The sequence below is a fragment of the Acinetobacter sp. 24-47-47 genome (genome assembly GCF_057737035.1).
The window spans coordinates 730,053-742,458 of the sequence record NZ_CM173216.1; the positions used below are offsets into that span (position 1 = coordinate 730,053).

A 12,406-nucleotide genomic window follows, 5' to 3' on the forward strand; every position below is an offset into this window, starting at 1 on the left:
TTATCCAATTTATATATTTTGGTGGAAACTATTTAAAAAATTGATAGTTTGAATTTGACGTTTATTCCCACTGGTTTAGAAGCTTTATTGTCAATATATGATCATTCATGTGCATGATTTAGCAAATTTACTACCTAAATTTTCATGTGCTTACTTGTTTTACAGTGTATCTGTAGGGAAATGCGTTCAGGATGTGATACAACAAAAAAATAATGACAACGATGAAAATTGAGTTTAAGTGATGACATTAAAAATGAATAAAACTGCTTTACGTACACTGTGTGCATCGGCTTTGATCATGGGCGTATCGACATTTTCGAATGCGGGACCCGCTGTAGATCAATTGAGTGATTGTTTGGTCAAGTCGACGACCGCTGCTGATAAAACAACAGTACTACAGTGGACATATTCAGCATTGTCTACTCATCCTGATTTAAAAGGCTTTAGTAATGTCAGTGCTGAACAACGTACGGCATTGGATCAAAAGTTAGCGCAAGTCTTGCAACGTGTGATCGTAGAACAATGTTCAACACAGACCAAAGCGGTGATTCAAGCTGAGGGTATTCAAGCTGTTGGTGAAAGTTTCCAAGCATTGGGTCGGAGTGCAGGCGAAGAAATCATTAAAAATCCTGAAGTGAATAATCAGCTAAAAGGGGTGGTGCGTTATATTGATTTAAATAAATTGGTGACAACATTCCTTACCCCAGATATTTGGAACAAGCTTGGGATCACTCGCTAATCTCTGATTTCAATCAATCGTAAGAATATACATAATTTTGCGATTGATGAATGTAGGGTAGAGTTACTCAATATCAAAATTCAAACTAAAGAAAAGGCAGGATGATATCCTGCCTTTTGACATTGTACGCATAGAAATTATTTGAATAGCAGCACACTTTTACCTTGCGTATGACCCTCTAAAATGTCTCGATAGGCTTGCTGTGCTTCTGTAAAAGGATATTCACGACTGACTGTCCAATTGAAGGTGTTATTTGCAACGCCTTCAACCACGTGTTTTAAATTGGAAACATTACGTTTAACCCAGACCGCTTGAATTTTAGCGGATGACAGTTTGCGTCCTGCAATCGTGCCCATAAATCCGCCATTTTTCACTGTTGCCAATGAGGCTTGAGTGGCATCTTCGTTGCCTGCCATATCAATTGAAGCATCAAATTGATCTGGATGGACTTGTTTCAGACGCTCAATCAATCCTTTGCCGTACACGACAGGAATCGCCCCTAAACTGCGGATATAGTCTTGGTTTTTTGCTGATGCCGTTGCTACGACGGTAATGCCACGACTCACTGCCAATTGAATGGTGATCGAACCCACACCGCCTGACCCACCATGTACCAATAAGCTTTGCATTGGACCAATTTCATCTAAAATAGTCATGGCAGTTTGAGCTGCTCCTGCAATCGAGCCTGCAATTGACCATTCTAGATTTTTAGGTTTTGCGACTAAATTGGCGAGAGGAACGTCTATCACTGTGGCATGGGTAAATGCACCACCTGAACCCAACACTTCGTCACCGACTTTCCATACACTGTTTTCAGGTACTTCTACGATTACTCCAGCAAATTCAGTTCCAAAGGTTTGTGGGAGTTGTGCGTGTTTGAATTCGCCTGTCATGCGACGTGCATCAATGGGGTTAATCCCTGCGGCTTTGACTTGGATGCGTGCCATGTCAGGGTTTAATGGTGGGAGTGTGTAGTCTGTAAATTCAAGGACTTCGGGTTGTCCGTAGCTTTGTGCAAGAAGAATTGTACTGTTCATTTTTATTTGCCTAGTTTGCTTTGCGTGGTTTGCAATGTATGGATTGATTATAGAGAGCAAAAGTGAGGAGATTGAAGAGCTAAAAATAGGACAGTGTTTTCTTGTTTTTATTAGATACTCTCCTTTGTGAAGCAGTGCTTCTCACCTCCTAAAAGGAGAGGGAGCATTGCCTCTCAAATAGATTGAGTTGCGAAGTTATACCCGTTACAAAGGGGGATTTATGAGGGATTAGGAATGAAAAGCTTCTTATATTACTTGTCAAAGCCATTGAAAATGCTTTAAGCTAAAAAGCATAACAGAGTTTCTATTTTGATTTTAAATAATTGATATAATATGATATTTTTTAATTAATTCTCTTGTATTTACATTTAATGTTTTCGACTAATTCTTCTAAGTTATATCCAAAGCGTTGTAAATTTAGTGTGCAATTTTGTAGCTTGTATGTCAGTACATCCTCATGTGCTAATTTTTCATAATCACTAATAAATTTTCCATTTATTATTGAAACTAGATCATATTCATTAAAATTTGAGTTCTGCCAAAGACTATACTTATTATTATTGATACGAATAGTGCCTTCATCGAGTAGGTTCATTAAAATATTGGAATTGATACAACGATAATTGTTTTGTAAATAACCATTGAATATTCTATTTGAATTAATAATTGCATAGTGAAAATTACATTTATACAAAGAGAAACCGATATTTCGTGATAAATTTCTTCTTGTAGGAGTGTCTGAAATTTTTATTTTGAGATTTTCTAGTTGATTTGATGCTTTTACAATGTGTGAATAAACATTCCTTAATTCAAACTCATTAACGGGGTGATAGCAATTCTTACATTCGAAAATGAAAACTTCTGTACCTTTTTTTGCAATAATATCAATTTCAAATTCTCCTATTTTAACTTCAATACCAACAGAGAAACCTGATTTTACTAGTTTTTCTTTAATTAAGGATATCATTTGATCATTTTTTTCTTTTATAGATAGATTTATATTTAATTTTAGTAAACAACTTCTAATGAGATTTGATTCACTTAAAATTGACGGGGAAACTAGTAATTCATTACCAAAAGCAATAGCTGGATTATATTGAATATCAAGAAAATCGTCTAATTTATAAAAATCAATAGACATTAAATCATATATTATTTCATAAAAATTTTTATTCGTGGTTCCATATATTTTATTTAAGGTTTTATTCAATTCTGACTTAGTTGTAATAGGGATGATTGATGAGAGCAAGACTATTTTTTTATTTTTTTTGTTATTAAATTTGTTAACTATCACTTGTCTATATACTATACTTAGATATTTATAAAAGCGTTGCACTTTAATTATGTCTAATAGAGTAAAGTCTTTGTAAATCCTTAAATTAATATCGGTTGCATCTAAGAAGTTATCTTGGAAGAAAGAATTAAGTGCGTATCTTTCATCTAAATATATATAGTTAGTTGTAAATAATTCAATTATAGATGGGTGTAAAATAAACTTTACACATATTCGTGTAAAAGGTTCTTTTCTAATATCTGCAATTGATTGCGTATTTAATTTTTTTACAAATTTATTAATTATTTCGGAGAATGTTTTTTCATTATCAGTATCATCTAATGTTTTCTTTTGTATAACATATCTTTGTAGATCATAATTTAAATAAGAGAATGATAAGTTTTTTTCGAAGCTTGGATTGGATAAAAGGTATGTATGCTTGTTTTTCTGTTTAATTTCATAACCAAAAAAGTCTAATTTAATTTCCATTTTTTTGAAAATTAAAATTTCTTTTGACAATTTAATAAGTTTATTGAAGTCTGCTTCGTTAAGTGTACTTATAAATGTTAAATTTATACCATGAGAATATTGATTTTTTCTACATTCAAGTATTAGGAAAGAAATGCACTCTAAAATTATTTCTGGATTAGATTTACCAGCATTTTCATAAAAAACATCATCTGCTTTTGCGAATAAAAATTTCACTAAGTTGTTATTAGATAATAGAATTTCTCTAATTTTTTTTAAACTTCTTTGCATTTCTTTTGCCAAAGTTAACAAGCAATCGATTTGAAGGAAATAACAATTAAAACTATTAAATTTAGTATTTTTCTTCATAATATTTAGTAAAAACAAGATAGTTTTGACATTGAAATCATATTTTGATGGTCTAAAAAAGCCAGTCTTTTTAATAGAATTAATGATTTGATCTGGATTTTCTTTATTTACAAGGGTTTCAAAAGCTAATAATTCGAAATCATTAATAGTTTCAGTAATTTGTAATTCTTTTAATAATTTCCTAAAGAAATTGTCAATTTTGATTTGTTGTTTATTAGACATATAAAAAAACCCCGCATTAAGCGAGGTTTTTATATCATGAATTCCATTGATTAATGAATAAAATTAACCAATTAATTTCTTCATCAATTCATTCACTTGAGCAGGGTTGGCTTTACCTTTCGCTGCTTTCATCACTTGACCCACAAGACCGTTAAAGGCTTTCTCTTTACCAGATTTATACTCTTCAACCATCTTCTCGTTGGCAGCAAGCACGTCCTTAATAATTGCTTCAATTGCGCCTGTATCAGTTTCCTGTTTTAAGCCTTTTTCCGCAATAATCTCGTCCGCAGTTTTGCCTTCTTCCCACATAAAGCCGAATACTTGCTTGGCAATCTTACCGTTAATTGTGTTGTCCACAATACGCGCAATCATACCGCCAAGTTTTTCTGCAGATACAGGAGAGTCCGCCAATTCTAAGCCCGCTTTGTTTAAAGCACCTGAGAATTCACCCATCACCCAGTTCGCTGCAATTTTACCTTGTGCAGCACCGCCCGCAGCCTTAACAACTTCTTCATAAAACTCTGACATTTCACGAGTTAGCGTCAATACGTGCGCATCGTACTCAGTTACACCAAAGTCCGCCACAAAACGCGCACGACGTGCAGCAGGAAGCTCAGGCATAGCCGCTTTAATCGCTTCGATTTGCTCATCTGCAATGATCACAGGCAACAAGTCTGGGTCAGGGAAGTAGCGGTAATCGTTCGCTTCTTCTTTAGAACGCATTGAACGCGTTTCCATTTTCACAGGGTCGAACAAACGAGTTTCTTGGTCGATGGTGCCATCCCATTCCAAGATTTCCATTTGACGTTCAATTTCAACATTGATCGCTTGTTCAATGAAACGGAATGAGTTGAGGTTTTTAAGCTCACAACGTGTACCAAACGGCTGACCCGGACGACGTAAAGACACGTTACAGTCGGCACGGAACGAACCTTCTGCCATGTTGCCGTCAGAAATGCCTAACCAACGCACAAGGGTGTGAATCGCTTTAATGTAAGCAACAGCTTCTTCAACCGAACGCATATCTGGTTCAGATACGATTTCTAAAAGCGGCGTACCTGCACGGTTTAAGTCGATACCTGACATCCCTTCAAATTGGTCATGGATCGATTTACCTGCATCTTCCTCAAGGTGCGCACGGGTTACGCCAATGCGTTTAACTGTGCCATCTTCAAGTTGGATGTCGATATGACCCAAGCCCACAATTGGGTTGTCCATTTGGCTGATTTGGTAGCCTTTTGGAGAGTCAGGGTAGAAGTAGTTTTTACGTGCAAATACTGACGCTTGGTCGATGTAAGCATCGATACCCAAACCAAAGCGAATGGCAAGATCAACCACTTCTTTGTTCAATACAGGCAGTACGCCCGGCATTGCCAAATCAACAAGGCTCGCTTGTGTATTTGGGGCTTGACCAAATTCAGTTGAAGAACCTGAGAAGATTTTAGATTTAGTCGCAAGTTGAGTGTGAATCTCAATACCAATAACGACTTCCCAACCATCAATCAAATTTGACTTAGGTTTTGCATTGTTCTTCGCCATTATGCATTCTCCTCAGCAATTGCAGCGCGTTTGGTGTGCCAATCAGTTGCTTGTTGGTATTGGTGCACCACAGACAACAATTGAGATTCTGACCAGTAGTTACCAATCAACTGTAAGCCAACAGGTAAATTATTTTGATCAAAACCAACAGGCGCGTTAATCGCAGGAAGACCTGCAAGGTTGACCGCGATGGTATAGATATCGCCCAAGTACATTTCAACTGGAGAAAGGTTTGCACCAATCTTATACGCCGTTGTCGGCGCAGAAGGCGCAGCAATCACGTCAACAGACTCGAATGCTTTTAAGAAATCTTGTTGGATTAAACGACGTACTTTTTGTGCTTTGACATAGTACGCATCGTAATAACCTGCAGACAGCGCATAAGTGCCAATCAAGATACGGCGTTGAACTTCAGCACCAAAACCTTCAGAACGAGAACGTTTGTACAAGTCCATGATGTCTTTTGGATCTTCACAGCGGTAGCCATAACGTACGCCGTCAAAACGTGACAAGTTAGAAGATGCTTCAGCAGGGGCAATCAGGTAATAGGTTGGAACATATGCCTCAGTCATGTTGAGGTCAATTTCAACAAGCGTTGCGCCCATCTCTTCCAATTTTTTTAGAGATTCTTCAACACGTGCTTTAACGTCAGCAGCTAAACCTTCAACATTAAAGTACTGTTTTGGAATACCAATGCGTAAACCTTTTACAGACGTGCCGTTCAAGTTTGCAACGTAGTCATCAGCATCTTTTTGTACAGAGGTTGAATCTTTTGCGTCATGTCCTGCCATCACGTTCATGAGGTAAGCACAGTCTTCTGCCGAACGCGCCATTGGACCGCCTTGGTCAAGTGATGATGCATAGGCAATCATACCGAAACGTGATACACGACCATAGGTTGGTTTTAAGCCTGTAAGGCCACAGAACGATGCAGGTTGACGGATTGAACCACCTGTATCTGTACCAGTCGCAAACGGTGCAAGGTCAGCTGCTACAGCCGCAGCAGAACCACCTGATGACCCGCCTGGGACACGATCTAAAGCCCAAGGGTTCGCCGTTGCACCGAAGTAAGATGATTCTGATGTAGAACCCATGGCAAATTCGTCCATGTTCACTTTACCTAAAGTCACTAGGCCCGCAGCTTTACCTTTCGCTACAACGGTTGCGTCGTACGGAGAGATAAAGTTGTCTAGCATTTTAGAACCAGCCGTGGTTTTAATGCCTTGCGTACAGAAAATATCTTTATGTGCAATAGGTAAACCCGTCAAAGCGATCGCTGTTCCTGCTTTGATCGCTGCATCAGCTGCATCAGCTTGAGCCAATGCTTGTTCAGCAGTCACAGTGACATAAGATTTGACTTGCGCATCAATTTTTTCAATACGGTTTAAATAATGTTGCGTCAATTCACGTGAAGAGAATTTAGCGGTTGCTAAACCATCGATAAGTTCACGAACCGATAAGCGATGTAAATCTGTCATGAGAAAAATTCTTAACTAAAATTTAAATAGGGCAAAACTGAACAATTATTCAATTACACGTGGAACAAGATACAAACCGTCTTGCACAGCTGGTGCAACGGCTTGATAGTCATCACGATGGTTTTGTTCAGACACAGCGTCTTCACGTAATGGCTGCGGATGGTCAAATGGGCTCTTTAATGGCTCAACACCTTCGGTATCAATGCCTTTCAAGGTTTCCATCATTCCTAAAATTTTATTCAAACTTTGAGCATATTCAGCAGATTGAGTGTCATCCAAAGACAAGCGTGCTAAGTGTGCAATGCTTGAAACGGTTTGTGCATTTAAATCTGCAGATTGCTGAGCATCTGATGCTGACATGCTGTCTCACCTAATCAGTAATAAAAATATTCAAAATATCATGCGTTATAATAAGCGATTGACTTGTCCAAAGCATCACATTTAGTTAAAGTTGCCATCTTACGTCTATATAACGTTGAACTGAGAACGACCCGTGATTCTAAAACGACTAATTGGCTTGTTTTCGCCAGATCTAGCCATAGATTTAGGCACCGCTAATACACTAATTTATGCGCCAGGACGGGGCATTATATTAAATGAACCGACTGTTGTGGCAATTCGTCACAGTGGTTCACAAAAAATAGTTGCCGCTGTTGGCTTGGATGCTAAGCAAATGCTTGGTCGTACCCCTGCGAATATTTCTGCAATTCGTCCAATGAAAGATGGCGTGATTGCGGATTTCGAAGTCACTGAGACCATGTTAAACCAATTTATTGGTAAAGTGCATGAAAAGCGTCTTTTCCCACCAGCGCCGCGTGTTGTGGTGTGTGTGCCATGTAAATCAACTTTGGTTGAACGTCGTGCGATTCGTGAGGCTGTATTCAATGCAGGCGCACGTGATGTACGTTTAATCGAAGAGCCAATGGCAGCAGCGATTGGTGCAGGCATGCCAGTTGAGCAAGCATGTGGTTCGATGGTCGTAGACGTAGGTGGTGGTACAACTGAAATTGCAATCATTTCATTGCAAGGTTGTGTCTATGCAGATTCATTGCGCATTGGTGGTGATGTTTTTGACGAACAAATTATTCATTATGTTCGTAAAGCACACGGTTGCGTCATTGGTGAAACAACGGCTGAAACCATTAAGAAAGAAGTGGGTATGGCGCTTCCGGATGAAGATGGCAAAGTGCTAGAAATCGAAGTTCGTGGTCGTAACTTGGCGGAAGGTGTTCCTCGCGCGATTACGGTGACTTCTGATGAAATTACTCAAGCAATCACTGATCCATTGCAAAGCATTGTCTCTGCAGTGAAATCTGCGCTTGAACAAACACCTCCTGAGTTGTCATCAGATATCGCGGAGCGCGGTATTGTATTGACTGGTGGTGGTGCGTTATTACGTAACTTAGACAAGTTATTGTCACAAGAAACAGGTTTGCCAGTAGTAGTTGCTGAAGATCCACTTTCTTGCGTAACACGTGGTGGTGGTAAAGTCTTAGAACTCTTTGACAACCCGAACCATGACATGCTGTTTGTTGGTTAATTTTCTGTAATTTAATTTAAGGACGAGGCGGTGCAACCGAATCTGTTTTCAAGACAACCGCCATCTTTTCGCTCTTTCATCATTGCAGTCATCGTGTGTTTGTTCGTGTTAATGTTTAATTGGCGTGCTCCACACTTGATTCAACCAGCAAGAGATGTCTTGTACGCGGCATACAATCCCATTTATGCCATTGCAAGTTATCCCGTTTTATCGAAAGAATGGCTCAGTCAACAAACCAAGTCTGAAGCGCAATTGCGTCGTGAGAATACTGCGATGCAGGCAGAGCTGCTTCAGGCTCAGGTTCGCCTTCAAAAACTCTCAGAACTCTCCGCTGAAAATACGCGCTTACGTGGATTATTGGATACGCCTTTGATCATTGACGGTCGTATGGAAATCTCTGAGGTGATCGGCACAGATGCTGATCCATTACGTCATATCATTATCATTAACCGCGGTGCTGCGAGCCAACTGCGTGTCGGGCAAACGGTGTTGGATGATAACGGTATCATGGGGCAGATCATCAATGTTTATCCGCACAGTAGCCGTGTCATGTTATTGTCTGATAAAGAACACTCCCTATCAGTACGTCTTGAAAACTCTGGCATGCGTGCCATTGTGTCAGGCACTGGTGATTTAGGTCGTCTGAAAATGGAATATGTACCGACCAGCGCTAACGTCAAAGTCGGGGACAAGGTGTATAGTTCAGGTTTAGGACAACATTTTCCTGCGGGTTATTTGGTCGGAACAGTGTCCAAAGTTAAGCGTGAAAATACCGGTGAGTTTGCGCAGATAGACGTGAAACCTGCAGCTCAGTTGGCCGGTGGACACCATGTAGTGGTACTGTTCTCAGACTCATTAGCCATGGAGCAACCTCATGCTCAGCGCTAAAAAAATATCATCAGTTAAAACACGTGATCCACTATGGATCATCGTGCTTTCAATCATTATTGGTTCAGTCTTGGTGGTGTATCCGCTGTCTTATTCATTGGCAGGATGGCGACCGCTGATCATGCTGATGATTACGATGTATTGGATCTTGCTTCAACCGACATGGTGTGGTGTTTGGTTTGCTTTTGCAGTCGGATTATTTACCGATTTACTGCTTGATGCACCCCTTGGATTACATGCGTTAAGCTTCGTTTTACTAACATTTAGCATCCGTTGGTTTGTGCGTGAACGCCGTTTAATGACGTTTGGAAATACTTGGGCAATCGCTAGTGTTGCTATATTGGCACATTTGATTTACGTCCTTTTTGCACAAATTATTTCCGATATGCAATTTTCGATAACTCGTCATTGGCAGCCACTAATGAGCAGTATTTTAACTTGGCCCATCTTGTATTATTTGCTTAGAAAATGGCGAATTTAATCCTGGCGTCGAGCTCGCCTCGGCGTAAAGAACTGCTTGCACAGCTTGGACTTAAATTTGATATTTTTAGTCCAGAAATCGATGAGTCTGTACATGATGGTGAGCAAGCACATGATTATGTTCGACGTTTGGCAGAACAAAAAGCTCAGGTTGTTTTAGCACAATTTCCAGATGCGGTGGTCATTGCTGCAGATACAAGCCTCAGTTTAGATGGGCAAATTATTGGCAAACCTGACTCGAAGCAACATGCGTTTGAAATTTGGCAATCCTTGTCAGGGCGTCAGCATGAAGTTCTCAGTGGCCTTTGTGTGGCTTCACAACATAAAACAATAAGTACGGTAGTGAGCACAAAGGTTGATTTTCAATCACTCAGTCATCATGATATGGAAGAATATTGGTCAACTGGGGAACCTGTAGGAAAAGCAGGGGCTTACGCAATACAAGGAATCGCCGCAAAGTTCGTTCCTCGTATTGAAGGTAGCTACACCAATGTGGTGGGTTTGCCTTTACATGAAACATCACAGTTACTGAATCAAATATTGAAAAGTGGTTAAGGCACTAAATTAACCTTTTAAAAAATTTTTATAATGTTTTGAGTGTTTTTTATGTCTGACGAGTTGTTGATTAACGTCACCCCAATGGAGTGTCGGGTGGCGTTAGTTGAAAATGGGACGGTCAACGAACTATTTGTTGAACGCAACGCTAAACGTGGTTTAGTCGGGAATATTTATAAAGCCAAAGTTGTACGTGTATTGCCTGGTATGCAAGCGGCATTTGTAGACATTGGCTTATCTCGTACTGCTTTTTTACATATCAATGACATGATTTGGCCTCGTAATCAACCGACGCCAAATGTCTTTGATCTTCTGCAACCAGGTCAGATTCTGACAGTGCAGGTCATGAAAGATATGTTAGGCACGAAAGGTGCGCGTTTAAGTACTGATCTTTCCATTCCTTCTCGCTATTTGGTGATGATGCCTTATGGACATCATACTGGCGTGTCTCAGCGAATTGAATCAGAAGAAGAGCGTGATCGTTTACGTTCGATCATTGAGCGTATTCAAGCTGAACATAAGTTACCCGGTTCTGTCATTGTACGAACTGCAGCAGAGGGGATCGAAGAAGCCGCTATTGCGCAAGATATGGCGTATTTGGCAAAACTTTGGGAATTTATTCAGCGTAAACAAAAAAGTGTCGTGGTGCCATCACTTATCTTTGAAGAGCTACCACTTCCTCAACGTATCATCCGTGATCTGGCAAATGAAGATACGGTAAAAATTCAAGTCGATTCAAGAGAAGTGTTTGGCAAGCTACAAGAGTTCGTGGCTGAGTTTGTACCAAATATGGTTGATCGTCTGAAACATTATCCTGGTGAGTGTCCGATATTCGACTTATACAATGTTGAAACAGATATTCAAAAAGCACTGCAAACACGTGTTGCTTTAAAGTCTGGTGGTTATCTCATGATTGATCAGACGGAGGCCATGACCACTATTGACGTCAATACAGGCTCATATGTAGGTGGACGCTCTCTTGAGGACACCGTCTTTAAGACCAACATGGAAGCGACACAAGTCATTGTGCGTCAACTCAGACTGCGCAACTTAGGTGGAATTATCATTATTGACTTTATTGATATGCAAGAGGCCTCACACCGTGATGAAGTGCTTAAGCAATTTGAAAAAGTCTTAGAACGTGACCATGCAAAAACTAAAATCACTCAAGTGTCTGAGCTTGGCTTGGTAGAAATGACGCGTAAACGGACGCGTGAATCACTTGAACATTTGTTATGTGAGTCTTGTCCAACGTGTCAGGGACGTGGTTATGTAAAAAGTGCCGAGACTGTTTGTTACGAAATCTTTCGAGAGATATTAAGATATGCTCGAGATTTTGAGTCTCAGACTGACTTTACTGTCGTTGCGCATCCATCGGTTGTGGATCGATTATTAACCGTAGAAGCTGCGGCCGTCTCTGATTTAGAGCATTTTGTGAAACGTGTCATTAAGTTCCAAGTCGAAAATTTATACACGCAAGAGCAATACGATATCATTTTGAATTGAAATTGTAACAGAATATCGTTAAACACTTGTTACAACTGAGATTTTACATTCGATCTCGATTTCTCAATACTTAAGAAATCAAATCGAATAGCCAAAGACAGCGATGTTGTCTTAGCAAAGTGAGGTCAAAGTGGGTATGAATTTAACGGAACAATTAGCGGGTAGCCATCGTCAAATTGTGGATTCAAACAAAAGCGCTTGCTTGATGCTCAACGATCAAGGTCAAGAAGTTCGAGTTACACAAGCGATGGTCGTTTCGCTCTGTCAGCAATTAATCAAGCAGTGTCGTAATATTAAAAATTAAGGGGCCTT

12 protein-coding genes are annotated in these 12,406 nt (G+C 39.6%); 7 read left to right on the forward strand and 5 right to left on the reverse strand.

From position 1 onward, the window contains the following. Positions 1-253 precede the first annotated feature (253 nt). Positions 254-739, forward strand: a complete 486-nt coding sequence (locus AC1M9E_RS03415; RefSeq protein ID WP_257227585.1) for a hypothetical protein — start codon at positions 254-256, stop codon at positions 737-739. A gap of 137 nt (positions 740-876) precedes the next feature. Here AC1M9E_RS03415 and AC1M9E_RS03420 read toward each other — a convergent pair whose 3' ends face one another. The 5 genes from AC1M9E_RS03420 to gatC all read right to left on the reverse strand — a co-directional run bounded on the left by AC1M9E_RS03420 (position 877) and on the right by gatC (position 7,485). After that, entirely contained in the window at positions 877-1,776 is a 900-nt protein-coding gene (locus AC1M9E_RS03420) for an NADP-dependent oxidoreductase (RefSeq protein ID WP_488225028.1), read from the reverse strand. Between the two features lie 343 nt (positions 1,777-2,119). Further along, positions 2,120-4,108, reverse strand: a complete 1,989-nt coding sequence (locus tag AC1M9E_RS03425) for a hypothetical protein (protein ID WP_488225029.1) — start codon at positions 4,106-4,108, stop codon at positions 2,120-2,122. A 63-nt stretch (positions 4,109-4,171) separates the two neighbouring features. Continuing rightward, a complete protein-coding gene (gene gatB, locus AC1M9E_RS03430) occupies positions 4,172-5,647 on the reverse strand; it encodes an Asp-tRNA(Asn)/Glu-tRNA(Gln) amidotransferase subunit GatB (protein WP_488225030.1) in 1,476 nt (491 codons plus the stop codon). Further along, positions 5,647-7,125: an Asp-tRNA(Asn)/Glu-tRNA(Gln) amidotransferase subunit GatA gene (gene gatA / locus AC1M9E_RS03435; RefSeq protein WP_481589104.1), complete on the reverse strand. Its 1,479-nt coding sequence runs from the start codon at positions 7,123-7,125 to the stop codon at positions 5,647-5,649. The genes gatB and gatA overlap by 1 nt, the downstream gene beginning before the upstream one ends. A 45-nt stretch (positions 7,126-7,170) precedes the next feature. Beyond that, positions 7,171-7,485, reverse strand: a complete 315-nt coding sequence (gatC, locus tag AC1M9E_RS03440; protein ID WP_035269791.1) for an Asp-tRNA(Asn)/Glu-tRNA(Gln) amidotransferase subunit GatC — start codon at positions 7,483-7,485, stop codon at positions 7,171-7,173. 133 nt (positions 7,486-7,618) lie between these two features. Here gatC and AC1M9E_RS03445 point away from each other — a divergent pair, with 133 nt between their 5' ends. From AC1M9E_RS03445 to AC1M9E_RS03470, 6 genes are all read left to right on the forward strand, one after another. Next, positions 7,619-8,665, forward strand: a complete 1,047-nt coding sequence (locus AC1M9E_RS03445; RefSeq protein WP_035269793.1) for a rod shape-determining protein — start codon at positions 7,619-7,621, stop codon at positions 8,663-8,665. A gap of 30 nt (positions 8,666-8,695) precedes the next feature. Further along, a complete protein-coding gene (mreC, locus tag AC1M9E_RS03450; RefSeq protein WP_035269796.1) occupies positions 8,696-9,553 on the forward strand; it encodes a rod shape-determining protein MreC in 858 nt (285 codons plus the stop codon). Next, a complete protein-coding gene (gene mreD / locus AC1M9E_RS03455; RefSeq protein ID WP_481591637.1) occupies positions 9,540-10,034 on the forward strand; it encodes a rod shape-determining protein MreD in 495 nt (164 codons plus the stop codon). Before mreC ends, mreD begins: the two co-directional genes overlap by 14 nt. Then, a complete protein-coding gene (locus tag AC1M9E_RS03460) occupies positions 10,022-10,588 on the forward strand; it encodes a Maf family nucleotide pyrophosphatase (protein ID WP_035269801.1) in 567 nt (188 codons plus the stop codon). The genes mreD and AC1M9E_RS03460 overlap by 13 nt, the downstream gene beginning before the upstream one ends. A gap of 51 nt (positions 10,589-10,639) precedes the next feature. Next, positions 10,640-12,094 (forward strand): ribonuclease G, encoded by a 1,455-nt coding sequence (gene rng, locus AC1M9E_RS03465; protein WP_035269804.1) that lies wholly within the window; start codon positions 10,640-10,642, stop codon positions 12,092-12,094. A gap of 136 nt (positions 12,095-12,230) precedes the next feature. Beyond that, positions 12,231-12,398, forward strand: coding sequence for a PA1571 family protein (locus AC1M9E_RS03470; protein WP_171076802.1), 168 nt, complete (start codon positions 12,231-12,233; stop codon positions 12,396-12,398). Positions 12,399-12,406: the final 8 nt, after the last annotated feature.